Origin of the sequence: Enterococcus xiangfangensis (genome assembly GCF_005405365.1) — a bacterium.
In the GTDB taxonomy this organism is placed as follows: domain Bacteria; phylum Bacillota; class Bacilli; order Lactobacillales; family Enterococcaceae; genus Enterococcus_A; species Enterococcus_A xiangfangensis.
The window spans coordinates 266,819-286,000 of the sequence record NZ_BJDX01000001.1 but is presented as its reverse complement, the minus strand read 5'-3'; the positions used below and the strand labels follow the sequence as shown (position 1 = coordinate 286,000).

Annotated in this window: 16 protein-coding genes; 15 read left to right on the top strand and 1 reads right to left on the bottom strand. The window is 40.2% G+C overall.

The features are described from left to right. The first annotated feature begins 22 nt into the window (after positions 1-22). From trkA to FFM68_RS01355, 15 genes are all read left to right on the top strand, one after another. The gene (gene trkA / locus FFM68_RS01425; protein ID WP_137617661.1) at positions 23-1,390 is read left to right on the top strand and encodes a Trk system potassium transporter TrkA; all 1,368 of its coding nucleotides are present in this window, start codon (positions 23-25) and stop codon (positions 1,388-1,390) included. A gap of 12 nt (positions 1,391-1,402) precedes the next feature. After that, positions 1,403-2,842, top strand: a complete 1,440-nt coding sequence (locus FFM68_RS01420) for a TrkH family potassium uptake protein (RefSeq protein ID WP_137617660.1) — start codon at positions 1,403-1,405, stop codon at positions 2,840-2,842. A gap of 295 nt (positions 2,843-3,137) precedes the next feature. Further along, positions 3,138-5,906 (top strand): sigma-54-dependent transcriptional regulator, encoded by a 2,769-nt coding sequence (locus FFM68_RS01415; RefSeq protein ID WP_137617659.1) that lies wholly within the window; start codon positions 3,138-3,140, stop codon positions 5,904-5,906. 196 nt (positions 5,907-6,102) lie between these two features. Further along, on the top strand, positions 6,103-6,603 hold the full coding sequence (locus FFM68_RS01410) for a PTS sugar transporter subunit IIB (RefSeq protein ID WP_137617658.1): 501 nt from the start codon (positions 6,103-6,105) through the stop codon (positions 6,601-6,603). Between the two features lie 78 nt (positions 6,604-6,681). After that, entirely contained in the window at positions 6,682-7,671 is a 990-nt protein-coding gene (locus tag FFM68_RS01405; protein WP_137617657.1) for a mannose/fructose/sorbose PTS transporter subunit IIB, read from the top strand. 33 nt (positions 7,672-7,704) lie between these two features. Next, complete coding sequence (locus tag FFM68_RS01400) at positions 7,705-8,508, top strand: PTS mannose/fructose/sorbose transporter subunit IIC (protein WP_137617656.1); 804 nt, start codon at positions 7,705-7,707, stop codon at positions 8,506-8,508. Positions 8,509-8,529: 21 nt separating this feature from the next. Next, entirely contained in the window at positions 8,530-9,441 is a 912-nt protein-coding gene (locus FFM68_RS01395; protein WP_137617655.1) for a PTS system mannose/fructose/sorbose family transporter subunit IID, read from the top strand. Between the two features lie 109 nt (positions 9,442-9,550). After that, positions 9,551-9,922: a DUF956 family protein gene (locus FFM68_RS01390; RefSeq protein WP_137617654.1), complete on the top strand. Its 372-nt coding sequence runs from the start codon at positions 9,551-9,553 to the stop codon at positions 9,920-9,922. A 152-nt stretch (positions 9,923-10,074) separates the two neighbouring features. Further along, entirely contained in the window at positions 10,075-11,835 is a 1,761-nt protein-coding gene (locus FFM68_RS01385; protein ID WP_137617653.1) for a PTS mannitol transporter subunit IIBC, read from the top strand. Between the two features lie 87 nt (positions 11,836-11,922). Next, positions 11,923-13,971, top strand: coding sequence for a BglG family transcription antiterminator (locus FFM68_RS01380; RefSeq protein WP_137617652.1), 2,049 nt, complete (start codon positions 11,923-11,925; stop codon positions 13,969-13,971). Between the two features lie 35 nt (positions 13,972-14,006). Further along, the gene (locus FFM68_RS01375) at positions 14,007-14,444 is read left to right on the top strand and encodes a PTS mannitol transporter subunit IIA (protein WP_137617651.1); all 438 of its coding nucleotides are present in this window, start codon (positions 14,007-14,009) and stop codon (positions 14,442-14,444) included. Between the two features lies 1 nt (position 14,445). Further along, entirely contained in the window at positions 14,446-15,585 is a 1,140-nt protein-coding gene (locus FFM68_RS01370; protein ID WP_137617650.1) for a mannitol-1-phosphate 5-dehydrogenase, read from the top strand. A 207-nt stretch (positions 15,586-15,792) separates the two neighbouring features. Continuing rightward, positions 15,793-16,494: a glucosamine-6-phosphate deaminase gene (nagB, locus tag FFM68_RS01365; protein WP_137617649.1), complete on the top strand. Its 702-nt coding sequence runs from the start codon at positions 15,793-15,795 to the stop codon at positions 16,492-16,494. Between the two features lie 136 nt (positions 16,495-16,630). Beyond that, positions 16,631-17,338 carry a pseudouridine synthase gene (locus FFM68_RS01360; RefSeq protein WP_137617648.1) on the top strand — a complete coding sequence of 236 codons (708 nt, stop codon included), beginning with the start codon at positions 16,631-16,633 and terminating at the stop codon, positions 17,336-17,338. 114 nt (positions 17,339-17,452) lie between these two features. Then, on the top strand, positions 17,453-18,157 hold the full coding sequence (locus FFM68_RS01355; RefSeq protein ID WP_137609605.1) for an MgtC/SapB family protein: 705 nt from the start codon (positions 17,453-17,455) through the stop codon (positions 18,155-18,157). A gap of 31 nt (positions 18,158-18,188) precedes the next feature. On the opposite strand, the gene nrdF is transcribed toward FFM68_RS01355, so the two are convergent. Then, positions 18,189-19,154 (bottom strand): class 1b ribonucleoside-diphosphate reductase subunit beta, encoded by a 966-nt coding sequence (gene nrdF / locus FFM68_RS01350; protein WP_137617647.1) that lies wholly within the window; start codon positions 19,152-19,154, stop codon positions 18,189-18,191. Between the last annotated feature and the right edge of the window lie 28 nt (positions 19,155-19,182).

The following is a 19,182-nucleotide window of genomic DNA, read 5'->3' as shown; positions in this document are numbered from 1 at the left end:
ACGTATATAATAGGAGAAAAAAATGAAAATTATTGTTTTAGGCGCTGGTAAAGTTGGGAAAGCGTTGACCCAGTATCTGTCGAATGAAGATTATGATTACGATGTGGTAGTCGTTGATCTGCACGCGGAAAAAGTCGAGGCAATCGTTAATCAATTTGATGTATTGGGTGTGGTTGGCGACGGTTCGACGTATGATATTTTGTTAGAAGCAGGGGTAAGCAACACGGATATCATTATCGCGGTGACACAGTCGGATGAATTGAATATTTTAGCGTGTTTGATGGCGAAAAAAATGGGAGCGCAAAATTCGATCGCTCGAGTACGAAATCCAGAGTATTTGAAGCAACGTTCCTTTATGCGCGATCAGCTGGGGCTTTCAATGATTATTAATCCAGAATTGGAAGCAGCTAACGAGATTCGGCGTATTTTGCTCTTCCCTTCAGCGTTTAAAGTAGATACGTTCGTTAGCGGGAAAATTGAATTGGCAGAATTTCGTTTGAAAGAAAATGCCCGTTTGATTGGAGCCTCGCTGAATCGGCTAGACAAGGTATCTAAAGCAAATGTTTTGATCTGCGCAGTTCGGCGAAATGGGAAACTGATTATTCCAGATGGAAATTTTATTCTTGAACAAGGTGATCGGATCCATGTGATGGGGCAACATCGAGATTTGGTGCGTTTTTGCCAAGATATCAATCTATTGGAGAAAAAAACCAAACGGATCATTATTGTCGGTGGCGGACGGATCGCGTATTATTTAGCCCGCCAACTGATCGAACACGGGATCCAAGTCAAAATTATTGAAAACAATCCGAAACGTTGTGTAGAACTTTCGATCATGCTGCCAGAAGCAACGATCATTGAATCCGACGGCAGTGACGAAGAAGTTTTGGTTGAAGAGGGGATCGAGTCTGTCGATGCGTTTGTGGCATTGACGGGACTAGATGAAGAAAACATCGTGATTTCGTTATATGCAAAACAAATGAAAGCGAAAAAAACGGTCGCAAAAGTGACACGGATGAATTTCATGAGTGTTTTGGATCAATTGGAGATCGACAGTGTTGTTTCGCCTAAAAATATTATTGCTACGCATATTTTGCGGTATGTTCGTGCGAAAAATAATAAAGATGACGACAGCAGTGTTAAAACATTGCATCATTTGTTCAATAATGATGTCGATGCGATGGAATTTGTGGTTACACCGCAAACCAGCTTTTTGAATCAAAAAGTCTCTGATGTAAAACTAAAAAATAATATATTGATTGCAGCGATTTCTAGAGAACGGGGATTTGTTATTCCTAAAGGCGATACGGAAATTCGTTTAAAAGACCATATCGTGGTTATTACAACAGATCGAAGAATCAGCAGTCTAAACGATCTGGTAAGGAGATAGCGGGGAATCACTATGAATAGAAAAATGGTTGTATTTACGATCGGTAAATTATTAAAAGTAGAAGCACTCTTATTGCTGCTTCCATTTATTGTCGGATTGATCTATCGTGAACAAGAAGCGACTGCTTATGCCGTTGTCGCGGTCTTTGCGCTTTTAGTTGGGACGTTACTGAGTTGGAAAAAGCCTAAAAACCGCAATATTTTTGCTAAAGAAGGTTTCTTTATCGTTGGAGTCAGTTGGACGCTACTGTCATTGTTTGGTGCGTTTCCCTTTATGCTTTCAGGCGAGATCCCGTCATTGACGGATGCCTTTTTTGAAACGGTATCGGGATTTACTACGACGGGTTCTTCGATTTTAACTACATTGAGCCCAATCAGTCATGCAAGTTTATTTTGGCGCAGTTTCACCCATTGGGTCGGCGGTATGGGAATCTTAGTCTTTACAGTGGCGTTTATACCGATTGCCTCAGGCCGGACAATGCATATTTTAAAAGCGGAGATGCCTGGACCAATCATCGGTAAACTAGTTTCAAAAGTCAGTGTGACCGCTCGAATTTTATATGTAATCTACACGGTGCTGACAGTGATCCAGATTATTTTACTCGTATTAGGTGACATGCCGTTGTTTGATAGTATCTTAAATTCTTTTGCAACGGCAGGAACCGGTGGCTTTGCTATGAGTGATGCTGGGATAGCCGGCTACAACAGTGCGTATATCGATGGAGTGCTGAGTGTCTTTATGATTTTATTTGGAATCAATTTTAATTTGATCTATTTCTTTATACTAGGAAAAATTGTTCCAGTACTAAAAAGTGAGGAATTGCGCGGCTATTTAGCGATTATCGCGGTCTCAACGATTCTGATTACCATCAATATCTCGTCGCAATATCCTTCGTATTTGAAAGCTTTTCGCTATGCGGTGTTCCAAGTAGCTTCGATCATTACGACAACAGGTTTTGCTACAGCGAATTATGATCTTTGGCCGATGTTCTCACAAATGATCTTGCTTTTACTAATGTTTGTAGGAGCCTGTGCGGGATCAACTGGCGGGGGGATCAAAGTTTCAAGGATCCAGATCTTGATTAAGCATGCGATCCAAGAATTGAAAAAAATTATTCACTCTCGCAGTGTTACTTCTTTGAGGTATGAAGGTGAAACAATCTCAACGAAGACAATGGAAAATATCCATGGTTATTTAGTCCTTTATTTACTGGTCTTTGTTGTTTCATTGCTGATTCTTTCGCTAGAAAACATTCAATTTCAAACGATCTTTTCTGCCGTTGCTACATGTATCAATAATGTTGGGCCAGGATTTAAAGGTGTAGGACCAACTGGGAATTTCGGCTTTTTATCCGACCTTTCTAAGTGGACGCTCTCTTTTGCTATGTTGGCAGGGCGGTTAGAGATGTTTCCGATTTTATTGCTTTTCTCCAAACCATTTTGGAAAAGTTAAGAATCTTATCCTATTTTTGGATAAGATTTTTTAGTATAATTTATCAGTTGACGAAACTATTCCGTTTGTTTTTTTTTTCGGCAATCGGTATGGAAATAATCCAATCAATAAAAAATTAAATTATTTTCTCTAATATAATAGTAGAGATACGATCAATCGGATAACGAAAAATTCGTTAAAAGCTTTAACTATAGATAAAAGGTACAGTGTATTGCTTTACAGCGAAATAGTTGACATTTTAATGAAAACTATAGATGATTGATAAGAAGAATACACTAAAAAAGAAGGTGGCTAAATGGAACGACGGATTGACCGCATTTATCGCTTTGTTTTGGAAAATGCAAATGTAACAACCAAAGATGTGGCAGATTCATTGGATATTCAACGGACAAATGCAAGTAAAGATTTGAATCTCCTAGTTAAAGAAGGCCAATTAAACAAAAGCGAAGGACGGCCTGTTCGCTATTTTGTTTCGAGCCAATCAGTAAAAACGTCGTTTGATCCAGAAACTCAAGTAGCGACCGCTGCGGAACCACCCGAAAAAAAGATTTTAAATAAAAATTCCAGCAATGTTTTCACTCAAATCATCGGCTCTGCTGGAAGTATGCGAAATGCAGTAGAACAAGCGAAGGCTGCGATTTTGTATCCGCCGAGAGGGTTGAATTGTTTAATAACTGGACCGACTGGATCTGGAAAAACTTTTTTTGCGCATGCGATGTTTCAATTCGCTCAATCAGAAGGTGTCGTGGAAGCTGATCGTGAACTAGTTGTCTTCAACTGTGCGGACTATGCAAATAATCCTGAATTGTTGATGAGTCATTTGTTTGGTTATGAAAAAGGGGCATTTACCGGTGCAGACACAGAAAAAGATGGTTTGATCCAACAAGCTGATGGCGGAATGCTGTTTTTAGATGAGATCCATCGTTTGCCGCCGGAAGGTCAAGAAATGATTTTTTATTTTATGGATCATGGGACTTACAGCCGCTTAGGTGAAGCTGGGAAAAATCGTTTTGCAAATGTTCGTATCGTCGGTGCTACAACAGAAGATCCCCATTCAGCTTTATTGGATACGTTTGTTCGTCGAATTCCGATCAATATCCAAATGCCGGCTTTCAGCAGCCGACCAGCAGCGGAACAGCTTGATTTGGTTCGTGTGATGGTGGCGATGGAAGCCAATCGGATCCAACGAAAAATCACACTGACAGAAGATGTCGTAAAAGCGTTGCTAGGCAGTGTCTCTTATGGCAACGTCGGGCAATTGAAATCCAATGTCCAGCTGATTTGTGCACGAGGATTTATGAATCATATGATGCATGAAGAGATTCACATCACACTAAATGATCTAACGGAAGGAATTAAGGCTGGTCTGGTCCAACTTTCTGCAGATCGAATCAAAACAACGGACATCTCGCCTTATCTTGAACCAGAGATGGTTGTTACACCAAATGAAATCGATGAATTGATCAAAACAGATGCTTATGAATTGCCCTATAATCTCTATGATATTATCGGGGACAAAGCGGCTTTGTTGAAGACTGAAGGACTCGATCAAGAGACGATCAACCATTTTATTTCAACGGATATTAACGTGCATTTGAAATCATTTTATAAAGATCATGGCTTTTCGTTTGATACAGAGAACCGTCTGACGGAATTTGTCGATAAACATGTGATCGAGATCAGTAATAAAATCGCAGGCTTAGTTAGTGAACGATTAGGAACTCATTTCCAACAAAATTTTATTTATGCGATGAGTCTGCATATCTCTTCTTTTTTGAAAAAAATTCACGTTGGCGAGACGCGGGAAACAAATGATAATATCCGTGAAATGGCCAAAGACTATCCAACGGAATTCGCTGTAGCGCAAGAAATCCGTCGGTTGGTCGAAGAGGAATTTCAAGTAGAGATTCCGGAAAGTGAAGATTATTATTTAACGGTCTTGCTTGTTTCTTTACGAGAAGATCAAGCTTCCGGCAAGATTGGCGTAGTCGTTGCGGCTCACGGCAATAGTACCGCGACCTCGATGGCTCAAGTCGTTCGTGAGTTGTTGGATGTAGCAAATATTATTGCGGTCGATATGCCGTTAGATATGCATCCGCGAGTAGCTTATGAAAAAATTCGTGAGGCAGTCACTCAGATCGATGAAGGCAGCGGTGTTTTGATTATGGTAGACATGGGTTCTTTAGCTACTTTTAATGAAGAAATCGAAAAAGAGACAGGAATCGAAGTCTGTACATTAGATATGGTCACGACCCCATTGCTGATTGAAGCAGCCCGTAAATCAAGTGTTTTAGGCTCAGGAGTAAATGAATTATATGAATCCTTAAAAGGTTTTAGAGGTTATGGACATGTGACCCAAGAAAAAGAAGAGCCGCAAGAAAAGCAAGCAATTTTAGCGATTTGTGCTTCTGGGGAAGGAACGGCACAACGCTTGAAAGAAATCATTGAGCGACCGTTAAAACAGCGTAAGCTAAAACACATCGAAGTCTTGACATTGGCTGTTACCGACATCAAGACAAAAGTTCCTGCTTTTAAAAAAGAATTTAAAATTTTAGCGACAACTGGGATTGTAGATCCTAATATCGGCGCGCCTTATATTCCAATGGAGAAATTCATCAACCAAAAAGCCGATCATGTCTTGGATGAACTATTGCTGGAAAATGATTTGTCTGAGCAAGAAGAAGTCGTTTTGGATGCAAATAAAGCTCGTGACTTGTGTATCAAATTTATGGAAGAAAGTTTTACTTTTATTAATCCAAACAAATTGATCAATCCACTTTGGCGGTTGGCGGAGACTGTCATCAAAAGTGCAGGCAATTCCGCTGACTATGCACTGATGGTAAATTTTGTGATGCATTTAGCGGGAACGATCGAACGGGGAATTTTGCACCAACCGTTAAAAATTGATGAACAGTCGAAAATAATTTATCAACGTGTTACAGATAATGTCGTGATGAATCGAGGGCTGAATGAGTTAGAAAGTCAGCTGCGAATAACGATTCCAACATCAGAACGATACTATATTTATCAATTGCTTAAAAATAATGAAGAAATCAATGCTTAAACGATACACAAAAAGGATACAGTATACTGTATCTTTTTTGTGTATCGTTGCAAAAGGTGGAAAGTAAAGAATTCCTTGTTAGTGTATTTTGGCACGATACTTGCTTTATTATAAGTGAGTGCTGTGTGTCACTGTACTCAAAATTGTAGCACAAGTCTTTTGGCATCTGGGCCTTGTTGTAACAGGAGGTGGTGGGATGGTAATGGATATTCGGCTTACTCGTATTGATGATCGTCTGATTCATGGTCAGGTTGCGACAGTGTGGTCCAAAGCAACCGGGATCGAGCGAATCTTAGTAGTCAGCGATGAGGTCGCAAATGATGAGTTGCGTAAGTTTCTGTTAAAACAAGCCGCACCACCGGGAATCAAGTCCAATGTCGTCACGAAGAGAAAACTGATTGAAGTGTATCAAGATCAATTATTTGACGGGATGAAGATCATGTTGTTGTTTGCCTCGCCGCAAGATGTTGTAGATGTCGTTGAAGCGGGTGTGAATCTGAAAACGATTAATATCGGCGGTATGCGATTTAGCGAAGGCAAGAAAATGATTACGAATTTCATTTCTGTTGATGGAGAGGATATCAAATCTTTTCGTACATTGGCAGAAGCTGGGATCGAATTAGAGATTCGCCAAGTTCCGACAGATAGAAAGACCGATTTGATGCAATTGATCAAAAAAGAGAAGATGCTGCAGTAAATGAATTTTGGTTACAGGTTTTTTTAAGAACTTATTTATATTTTTGAGCTGTAACAATAATAAGTAGGAGGTATAAAGATGGTAGGAATTATCATTGCTAGTCATGGTGAATTCGCTAATGGTATCTTGCAATCCGGAGCAATGATCTTTGGAGAACAAGAAAATGTCAAAGCTGTTACTTTGATGCCAAGTGAAGGTCCAGATGACGTTAAAGCAAAAATGAAAGAAGCAATCGCCTCTTTCGAAAACCAAGACGAAGTATTGTTCTTAGTCGATCTTTGGGGTGGAACTCCTTTCAACCAAGCAAACAGCTTGTTTGAAGAACACAAAGACAAGTGGGCAATCGTTGCTGGTATGAACTTACCAATGTTGATCGAAGCATATGCTTCACGTTTCTCAATGGAAACTGCGCATGAAATTGCTGCACATATTTTAGGTACAGCAAAAGAAGGCGTAAGAATTCGCCCTGAGGAATTAGAACCAGTCGAAGCTGCTCCTGCAGCTGCACAAGGCGGCCAACCAACCGGCGCAATTCCAGAAGGAACTGTTCTTGGCGATGGTCATATCAAACTTGTATTGGCTCGTGTGGATTCTCGTTTACTTCATGGACAAGTTGCTACTACTTGGACGAAAACAACAGGTACAAACCGAATCATCGTTGTTTCAGACGCAGTAGCTAAAGACGATCTTCGTAAGAGATTGATCGAACAAGCAGCTCCTCCAGGTGTTAAGGCAAACGTTATCCCAGTTGATAAAATGATCGAGATTTCAAAAGACCCTCGTTTCGGAAATACGAAAGCGTTGTTGTTGTTTGAAAATCCTCAAGACGTATTGCGTGCAATCGAAGGCGGCGTTGATATTCAAGAAGTCAATGTTGGTTCAATGGCTCACTCAGTCGGAAAAGTTGTAGTAAGCAAGGTATTGTCAATGGGTCCAGATGATGTTGCTACTTTTGAGAAATTAAAAGCAAAAGGAGTCAAATTTGATGTACGTAAAGTGCCAAATGATTCTAAAGACAACATGGATGAAATCCTTAACAAAGCAAAAAATGAATTGAAAAACGCTTAAGCAACACAATTAACTTAAATAGGAGGGCTTATAATGTCTGGTATTTCAATGGTATTAGTAGTAATCGTTGCCTTTCTAGCAGGTATGGAAGGGATCTTGGATGAATTCCAATTCCACCAACCGCTAGTAGCATGTACATTAATTGGTTTAGTAACCGGTAATTTAGAAGCTGGGATCGTCCTTGGCGGCTCACTTCAAATGATCGCCTTAGGTTGGGCAAACATCGGGGCTGCTGTAGCACCGGATGCTGCGTTGGCATCTGTTGCATCTGCAATTATTTTAGTTTTAGGTGGTCAAGGAGTTAAAGGTGTTTCTTCAGCTATCGCAATCGCTGTTCCTCTAGCTGTTGCCGGCTTGTTCTTAACAATGATCGTTCGTACTTTAGCTGTACCAATCGTTCACTTTATGGATGCTGCTGCTGAAAAAGGTGAAATGGGTAAAGTTGAAATGTGGCACATCATTGCTGTATGTATGCAAGGTGTTCGTATCGCAATCCCAGCTGCTGCATTATTAGTCATCCCAGCTGACACTGTGCGTGGATTCTTAGAATCAATGCCTGCATGGTTAACAGATGGTATGGCAATCGGTGGTGGTATGGTTGTTGCCGTTGGTTATGCAATGGTTATCAACATGATGGCTACAAAAGAAGTATGGCCATTCTTCGCAATTGGTTTTGCTATCGCAGCTATTTCTGAATTAACTTTGATCGCACTTGGTGTTATCGCAGTTGCATTCGCTTTGATTTACTTGAACCTGCAAGAAAGTTCTGGCGGTTCATCTAATGGCGGCGGAGGCAATACTGGTGATCCGCTAGGCGACATTTTGAATGATTATTAATCTTGAAGGAGGAGAAATAAAATGGCAGAAAAAATCGAATTAACGAAAAAAGATCGTTTAGCCGTTGCATGGCGTTCTACCTTCATTCAAGGTTCTTGGAACTATGAACGTATGCAAAATGGTGGTTGGTGTTACGCAATGATGCCAGCGATCAAAAAATTATACAAAACTAAAGAAGACCGTACGTTGGCAATGCAACGTCACTTGGAATTCTTTAATACTCACCCATATATCGCTTCACCGATTCTTGGGGTTACATTAGCACTTGAAGAAGAACGTGCCAATGGCGCACCAGTTGATGACGTAGCGATCCAAGGGGTTAAGGTCGGTATGATGGGACCTCTAGCCGGTGTTGGTGACCCAGTCTTCTGGTTTACTGTTCGTCCGATGTTAGGTGCTCTAGGTGCTTCTCTAGCTTTAGCTGGAAACATCATTGGCCCAATCATCTTCTTCCTTGCTTGGAACATTATCCGTTGGGCATTTATGTGGTATACACAAGAATTCGGCTACCGTGCTGGTTCTAAAATTACTGATGACCTTTCAGGTGGTTTGTTACAAAAAGTTACTAAAGGTGCATCTATTCTAGGGATGTTCGTTCTAGGTGCTCTAGTACAACGTTGGGTAAACGTGAAGTTTACGCCAGTTGTTTCTACTGTTAAACTAGACGAAGGTGCTTATATCGAATGGGATAAATTACCTGCTGGTGCTCAAGGAATCAAAGAAGCATTAACACAACAATCTTCAGGTCTTGCATTAGACAGCAACAAAGTTACTACGTTACAAGACAACTTGAATCAATTGATTCCTGGTCTTGCTGCATTACTATTGACATTGCTTTGCATGTGGTTATTGAAGAAAAAAGTTTCTCCAATCGTTATCATTCTTGGCTTGTTTGTAGTCGGTGTTGGCTTACACGTATTAGGCGTAATGTAAGAAAAACAACCAGTAAAATGCTCGGGCTTGCCCGGGCATTTTTTTGCTAAATAAGCGAAAAATAAGTATAATGAAAAACAGATACATATATGGAAATGGAGTAGGTCTAATGGTTCAGTCAATCAATACAAAGATCGATTTGACAATCGATGCTACCTCGTATTTAGGAATCGCTGATTACGGAAAAATCATGATTGGCGACAATGGATTCGAGTTTTTCAACAATCGGGATGCACGCAAATTCGTTCAAATCCCGTGGGAAGAAGTCGATTACGTGATCGCTTCTGTGGTTTTCAAAGGAAAATGGATTCCGCGTTATGCAATCCAAACGAAAAAAAATGGCACGTATTCATTTGCGTCAAAAGAACCTAAAAAAGTTTTGCGGGCGATTCGGGAATATGTCGATCCAAATCATATGGTGCAATCACTAGGATTTTTCGATATTATCAAACGCGGTGTTCGTAATAAGCTGAATAAATAAAAAAAAGTCGTTTATCTTCAAGATGAACGGCTTTTTAATTTTGGCACAAACTTCTGTGCCAAAGCTCTAGTTACAATTAATTGAAAGCGGATTAGCAACAAGGTATGATAAAAATGTAAACGAAATCATTTTATATCGAGGAGGAAATAAACATGGAAAATGCTGGACAGAAAAGTGGATTAAAAGCCAAAGTCCAACGACTAGGTAGTCACTTGTCGGGAATGGTGATGCCCAACATCGGAGCGTTCATCGCTTGGGGTGTAATCACCGCACTTTTTATTGAAGCGGGTTATTTCCCAAATGAAAAACTTGCCACATTGGTCGGTCCAATGCTGTCTTACTTATTGCCATTATTGATTGCTTATACAGGCGGGAACATGGTGCATGGCCAACGGGGAGCAGTAGTTGGTGCGATCGCTGCAACAGGGGTGATCGTCGGTTCAGATGTTCCGATGTTTATCGGTGCGATGATCATGGGTCCTCTAGGTGGCTGGTGTATCAAGAAATTTGATGACGCTTTCCAAGAAAAAATCAAAGCCGGTTTTGAGATGCTGGTCAATAACTTTTCTTCTGGATTGATTGGTTTTGCATTAGCAGTCGTCGGATTTTATGCGATTGGACCAGTTGTTGAATCACTAACGAATTTAATGGCATCTGGTGTTGAATCAATTATCAATATGCATCTATTGCCATTAGCAAATATCTTCATTGAACCAGCTAAAATTTTATTTTTGAATAATGCAATTAATCACGGAATCTTGACTCCGCTTGGGATTGAACAAGCGGCAGAAACTGGAAAATCGATCTTGTTCTTATTAGAAGCTAACCCTGGACCAGGTTTAGGAATCTTGCTTGCCTTTACGTTGTTTGGTAAAGGAGCAGCAAAATCTACTGCACCAGGCGCGATCATTATCCAATTCTTAGGTGGGATCCATGAAATCTATTTCCCATACGTAATGATGAAACCTCTTTTATTCCTAGCTGTTATGGCAGGTGGGGTAGCAGGAACATTTACTTTCCAATTATTAGGTGCTGGTTTACGAGCTGCAGCTTCACCTGGTTCGATCATCGCAATCATGGCGATGACACCACCAGAAAGCATCGTTGCCAACTTAGCGGGGATCATCGTTGGATGTGTGGTCTCATTCTTAGTTGCAATGATCATTATTAAATCTGACAGTAGCGAAGACGACGATTTGGCGGCAACGCAAGCAGCAGTTGCTGACGCTAAAGCACAAAGTAAAGGTCAAAGCGCAATAAAAGCTGATAATCAAGAAACATTCGGCAACGTAAATAAAATTATTTTTGCTTGTGACGCTGGGATGGGTTCGAGTGCGATGGGCGCATCGGTTTTACGAGACAAAGTGAAAAAAGCCGGTTTAACATTACCAGTTTCTAATTCAGCAATCAATAACTTAACGGACGATCCAAATGCTTTAATCGTTACCCAAGAAGAATTGCATGAACGTGCTGCACAGAAAGCACCAAGTGCGACATTCGTTCAAGTAGAAAACTTCATGAATTCACCGCGTTATGATGAAATCGTAGAAACCTTAACTGCAGAACCTGTTGTCAATGATCCGAAACAAAAACCACTAACAGATGACGTCGTTCAAGGATTAGCCGATTATTCAAAAATCGATCACATTATTTTTGGCTACGATCAAGTGAAGGGCTCTGCTAACATGGGAGCTGTGACTTTGAAGAAATTATTGAAAGAAAATGGCTTGAACTATCCAGTGACTGTTGTTCCGATCAGTGCATTGCAAGATGAAACAACTGCGTTGATCATTACGACACAAGATGAAACAATCAAGGCTGAACAACAAGCTCCAAGCGCGACGCATGTACTATTGACCGATTTAGTTGCTTCGGAAAAATATGACAAAGTCATTCAAAACTTAAAGAAATAAGTAGTCTTTTTTACAGAATCGTATTACTCTTAAAGCAGTGAGGATTCTCACTGCTTTTATCCTTTTGACATTATTGGAGGAGACATTGTGTATTTTTCGATTCGGGAAAAAAAGATCCTTTCCCTTTTATTAGATTATCCCAACGGTATTACATCGGAGGAATTGCAAGATATTTTACAAGTCAGCAAGCGGACCGTTTATCGTGAAATCTCAAGTATTGAAAAAACGATCAAGTCACAAGACATTCAGATCATCAAACCACGGGGCGAAGGGTATCGCATCGTAGGTGAAACAGTGAATCTGGAACGTTTGCAACAACAACTTGGCGAAAAACAAGCCGAATTATTTACTGATAATGTTCAGCGCCAAAGCGCAATCGTTTGTTCCTTATTGTTGCTAGACGAAGAAGAGACGATCGAAGGGTTGGCGATTGATTTTAAAGTCAGTCAAGCGACGATTACCTCTGACTTGGCGACTATTGAAAAAAGTTTGATTGATTATCGGTTAGAATTGCAGCGATTAAAAGGCCGCGGTATCCAGATTGCTGGTCATGAAAAACAGCGCCGCCAATTATTGAGCAGCTTGATCTACAATGGTGTCAGTGAATTTGATTTTTTTCAATTTATCGATGCATTGCCTGAAGCAGCAACGACCAACAATTTCTTTTTAAAATTATTGAGTCCAGCGAGTTTATTGCTAGCACGAACGATCTTCGAAAAAATCGCTCAGCAAGTTTTTGAGCAGGTGACTGACAATCAATTGCAACGGGTATTGATCTTACTCGCATTATCGATTGATCGGATGAAACAAGATCGGTTCATCGAAATTGAACAAGAGACGCAAGTCAAACCTGATAGTATGCAGATCGCTGGTCAAGTGATGATCCAGGTAGCAATGACCATTGAAAAGTCGATTCCACCACAAGAAGTTCGCTTCTTTGCCTTTCAATTGGAAGGTGTGAATTATAAAAAGCCACAAAATATTTTCATCGATAGTTTTGATGTGGAATTGTCCTACAAGATCAAAGAATTGATTCGCTTAGTTTCTGAAGCAACAGGAACAGATTTTCGCAAAGATGAGCAACTCTTCAATGATTTGTCTGCTCATATGGCAGCAGCGCTGAAGCGGAATTTGACAGTCAATCAAGGAGCAGATAATCCACTGTTACAAAAAATCCGTGATAAATATCAAACGCTGACGACAGCGATTATTCAAGAATTAGCGGTCGTTTTTCCAAATCATTCATTTACATTTGATGAATTAGGCTATGTCGTGATTCATTTTGCGACATCGTTAGAACGGCATCCTAGCAGCCGTGTCCTTTCTGCTTTAGTAGTCTGCTCCAGCGGTATTGGAACAGCACGAATTTTAGAAAGTCGGCTCCATAAATATTTGGATGAAATCAAAAAAATCCAGGTCGCTAAGATTTCTGAGTTGAACCAACTGGATTATAAAAGTTATGATTTGATTTTGGCAACGGTCTTTTTACCAGGTTTCCACTTGCCGTACAAAGTGATCTCACCTTTATTGTTAGAAGATGAGATCAAAGAAATCAAAGACTATATTCAAACACTGCATCCGGATCGGGTCGATGATGATCCACTTGAACCAGAAAAAGAACCAAGTGAAGCTTTTGACGAGATCTATGAAACGATGCGGATCGCCAATCATTTATTGCAGAATTTTGATGTGAAACAAGTGAAGGCGCAAGAAACGATTGAGCAGACATTAGCAGCAATCATTGAACCGTTGCAAGGTGTAATCGTCTCCGATGGACAGAAGGTGACTGATCGAGTAATCAAACGATATTTGGTCGCACCAATCGGGATCCCAAAAACCAATTTTGCTTTGTTCCACTGTGCAGATGCGCATATTAAAGAACCCTTATTTACAATCTATGACTTGGATCAGCAGTTTTTGATCCAAGGGATGGACAAAAAAAGCATCGAATTGACACGAGTATTGTTACTATTAGCACCGGATCCAATGCCGGAGAGTCAGCAAAATCTTTTAGGAAAAATCAGCAGTTCGGTGATCGAAAGTGACCTGAACACAGAAATTTATAAATTTGGCAACAAGGAAATCATTTACCAATTATTGAGTTCGCTGTTCGTTAAAGAAATTCGGGAAAATTAAAGCGAGTTTAGCAAAAAGATCGGGAGGAAAATAAAATGGAATTAAATCCAGAAATGATTTTATTAGACCAAGAATACACGAATAAGGAAGATGCGATTCGTGCATGCGGACAGCTGTTAGTCGAGGCAGGTTGTGTCGAAGAAGAGTACGTCGATGCGATGATCGAAAGAAACAAGCTGGTTTCTGTTTATATGGGAAACTTTATCGCAATTCCTCACGGAACCGATGAAGCCAAAAAATACGTGAAAAAAAGCGGTATTTCAGTCATCCAAGTGCCAACGGGTGTTCAATTTGGCAAAGAGGATACAGAAGATGTAGCGATGGTCCTATTTGGTATCGCTGGGATTGGAAATGAGCATTTGGATATTTTGCAAAAGATTGCGATCTTTTGTTCAGATGTTGAAAATGTAGTAAAATTAGCAGATGCAAAAACAAAAGAAGAAGTTATCAGCTATCTTCAGGAGGTAGAATAAGATGCAAGCAACACATTTTGGTGCAGGAAATATTGGCCGCGGATTTATCGGAGAAATTTTAGCGAAGAATGGTTTTTCAATCGATTTTGTCGATATTAACGAAACAATCATCAATGCGTTGAATGAACGCAACGAATATACGATTCAGTTAGCAGATGAAAGTCAAAAAGAGATTCATGTCTCAAATGTCGATGGTCTGAATAATCAAACGGATCCGGATGCAGTAATCAACTCAGTCAGCAAAGCAGATATCGTAACGACAGCGATTGGTCCAAACATTTTGCCGTTTATCGCAGAATTGATCGCTAAAGGAATCCAGAAACGTCGCAGTGAAGGCAACACGGCTGCTTTAGACGTCGTAGCTTGCGAGAACATGATCGGCGGCAGTCAATTTTTATTTGAAAAGGTCCAAGCGTTCCTATCTGCTGAAGATCTAGCATATGTGGAACAATATGTTGGCTTTCCTAATGCGGCAGTTGACCGAATTGTACCGATCCAACATCATGACGATCCGTTATTTGTTTCAGTTGAACCTTTCAGTGAATGGGTCATCGATGCCACTCAAAGCAAAAACAAAGACTTGCGCTTAACGGATGTCGAGTATGTAGAAAATCTAGAACCTTATATCGAGCGGAAACTATTTTCAGTCAATACTGGTCATGCAACAGTTGCTTATACTGGGGCATATAAAGGCTATGAAACGATCGATGAAGCAATCGCTGATGAAGTAGTCTTAGCCAAATTACGGGCAGTCCTTGGCGAAACTGGCAGCTTGTTGATTAATAAATGGAATTTTGACAAAGAGAAACATTTTGCTTATATTGATAAAATCGTCAGCCGTTTTGAAAATAAATACATCTCAGACAGTATCAGCCGGGTTGCACGGACGCCGATCCGCAAACTAGGTTTTGATGAACGCTTTATTCGTCCGATTCGTGAATTAAAAGAGCGTGATCTAGCCTATGATAATCTAGTTGATGTTGTAGGGATGATCTTGAAATATGATGATCCAAACGATGAACAAAGTGTGGAATTGCAAGGTTTATTAAAAGAAAAAACTGTTACCGAAGTTATCCAACAAGTAACTGCCTTAAAAGATGAGGCATTGATCGCAGAAATTGCTGCAAACTATCAAGCCTAATTTTAAAACTCCAGCAGAGAAAATTCTTAGCTGGAGTTTTTTTGTATTAGCAGAGGGAGCCGCAAAAGAAGTATTTTTCGACTGATTGTAAAATTGAAGTTGAAGAATGATAAAAAATTAATTTTTTGGTCTAGACTTTTTTATTGAAAAGTTGACTGAATGATGGTAGGATTGGTGTATACCAAATTGATAAAGGAGCGTTTACCCATGAAAGTAATTCGCGTGAAAGATGCCAACGAAGGCGGAAAAAAAGCATTTGAAATCATCAAAAATGGAATGGAAAACGGCGTAAAAGTATTAGGACTAGCAACAGGCAGCACTCCTGAAACTTTATATCAAGAAATGACAACTAGTGAGTTAGATTTTTCTGAAATGACCTCTGTAAACTTAGATGAATACGTTGGTTTATCCGGCGATGATGTTCAAAGCTACCGTTACTTCATGAATGATCAATTATTCAATAAAAAACCATTTAAAGAAACATTCGTGCCTAATGGGAAAGCAGAAGACCTAGCTGCGGAATGCAAACGATACGATGGCGTGATCGCTGATCATCCGATCGACTTGCAAGTATTAGGAATCGGCCGCAACGCTCACATCGGCTTCAATGAACCAGGAACACCTTTTGATGTAACCACTCACGTCGTTGAATTAACAGAATCAACGATTGAAGCTAACAAACGCAATTTCGATAAAGTTGAAGATGTTCCGACTCATGCGTTATCAATGGGAATCGGATCAATCATGCAAAGCAAAAGTATCTTATTGATGGCTTTTGGTACAGACAAAGCCGATGCGATCAAAAATATGATCAATGGCTCCGTAACAACGGATGTACCAGCAAGCGTTTTGCAAAATCATGCAGACGTAACAGTTATCATCGACGAAGACGCAGCAAGCAAATTATAATAAGTTTTGTACCGAGGATTATTTCCTCGGTACTTTTTTTTGATTAAAGGCGCGGCAATAGTTTGAACCAATCCAACTTGCTTCTTGTCCTCTCTTTAGCTATAGTGAAAAATAGAAAAGTTTTGCGGAGGATAGTATGCGTTTAGATAAATTTTTAGCAGAAGCAGGGTTAGGAAGTCGCAAAGAAGTCAAACAACTGATCAAGCAAGGAAAAATAACTGTCAATCAGGAGAATGAAAAATCGGATAAACGGCAAGTCGATCCGTTAAAAGATCTGATCGCTTTTCAAGGGGAAGTCTTGCATTATCAAGAGTTTTACTATTATTTGTTACACAAACCGGCGGGCGTAGTCAGTGCAACCGAAGATTCGCGAGACAAAACGGTCATCGATTTATTTTCGGCGACTGATTATCGCAGCGATCTTTTTCCGGTAGGACGATTAGATAAAGACACAGAAGGCTTATTGCTAATCACTAATGACGGCAAGCTGGCTCATGAATTATTGTCGCCAAAAAAACACGTGGCAAAAGAATATTACGCTGAGATCAATGGTGTCATGACAAAAGCCGATCAGCAGCGTTTTGTCGAAGGAATCACGCTAGACGGTGGGGTGACCTTGCCAGCAAAATTATTAATCGATGAAACGACTGAAGAGGCGTCAAAAGTTCGAATTATTTTGCATGAAGGAAAATTTCATCAAGTGAAGCGGATGGTCAAAGCCTGCGGCAAAGAAGTGAGTTATTTGAAACGGATCCGAATGGGGGAACTAGTTTTACCTGAAAGTTTAGCTAAAGGCGCTTACCGGCCGTTGACTGATGAAGAATTAGAGCTGTTACAAGGCTGAGCGAATTCTTTTTTGCTAGAGCATGCTATACTGGAAGAGGAATATGCGGCGAGTTTAGTTATTTTTATAAATTGGATCGCAAGACAATAATACAAACTAGGAGACGATGCTCAAATGGATCTGAAATTATCAGTTTATGAAATCATGTTGCGATTGTTTTTAGCCATGGTTATGGGCGGTGCGATTGGGATGGAACGAGAATACAAAAACCGTCCGGCAGGGATCCGTACACATATTCTAGTATGTATGGGTGCGGCGATCATTGCTTTGATCCAAGTTGAGATCGCTGATCAAGCACTGCAATATGCAGCAGCCAATCCGAAATATATCGGCGTCGTCCGTGCGGATGAAGCTCGTTTGATCGCACAAGTAGTTAGCGGGATCGGTTTTCTTGGTGCAGGAACAATCATGGTCAGCAATCGATCCGTCAAAGGGTTGACAACTGCCGCTTCGATTTGGGCTGGTGCCGGATTGGGAATTGCAATCGGGATGGGGTATTATACGATCGCTGTCTGCAGTTTTGTCGGGATCATCTTGGCACTGACGGTAGTAAAACGAATCGTTCGGATTAATGCCAGCAAAAAACTTGAGATTCGTTATATTCATCGCGAAGCGACCAAAGAATTTATTATGAACTACTTCGAAAGTAAAAAGATCGAAGTGGAAGATGTCGACTTCGATGTCGATTTTATGGATGATTACCGAATTTATACAAATGTCTATACAATTGATATGCCGCGGGGAATGAACTACACGGATGTGATCGAAGATTTGTCGATGTATAAAAATATTACCAAATTACGAATGATCAATATTTAAAAAGGTTGTGACAAAATGTCACAACCTTTTTTTAGTCTAAACCAATTAAATAATCATCATCTGTCATTGCTTCAACGTGCCCAAGCAGATAGCCGTTGCCGACTTGCGAGAAGAAGTCATGGTTGCTGGTTCCGGTAGAAATACCATTCATAACGATTGGATTGACATCGTCTGCGGTATCCGGGAACAATGGATCCATCCCAAGATTCATCAACGCTTTATTGGCATTGTAGCGCAAGAAAGTTTTTACTTCGTCACTCCAACCGATGCTATCATACAATTCTTCAGTATAATGTTCTTCATTTTCGTACAATTCATATAATAAATCGTACATCCATTCTTTCAAGCGTTCTTGTTCTGCTTCTGGCAATTCATTATAGCCAAGCTGGAATTTGTAACCGATGTACGTTCCATGAACGGATTCGTCACGAATGATCAATTTGATGATCTCTGCGACGTTGGCAAGTTTATTGTTGCCTAAATAATACAACGGCGTATAAAAACCGGAGTAAAACAAAAATGTTTCTAAGAAGACACTAGCAATTTTCTTTTCAAGCGGCGTACCGTTTTTATAAATCTCATTGATTCGTTCCGCTTTTTTCTGCAAGTATTGATTCGTATTGGTCCATTTAAAAATATCATCGATTTCGGCTTTTGTATTCAACGTACTGAAGATGGATGAATAGCTCTTGGCATGAACCGATTCCATGAATTGAATATTGTTTAAAACAGCTTCTTCATGGGGAGTCCGAACATCCTTGCGCAGCTGATCCATCCCGCTTTCAGACTGGACGGTATCCAATAAAGTTAATCCGCCAAAGACGTAGCCGACGGTCGTTTTTTCAAGCTCAGAAAGAGTCCGCCAATCATCTAAATCATTTGATAGCGGGATCCGTGTATCCAACCAAAATTGCTCGGTTAATTTTTCCCATGTTGATTTATCGATGATGTCTTCGATCTCATTCCAGTTAATGGCTTCATAATAAGTTTCTGCCATGTGTATTCCTCCTATAACTCGTTTAATT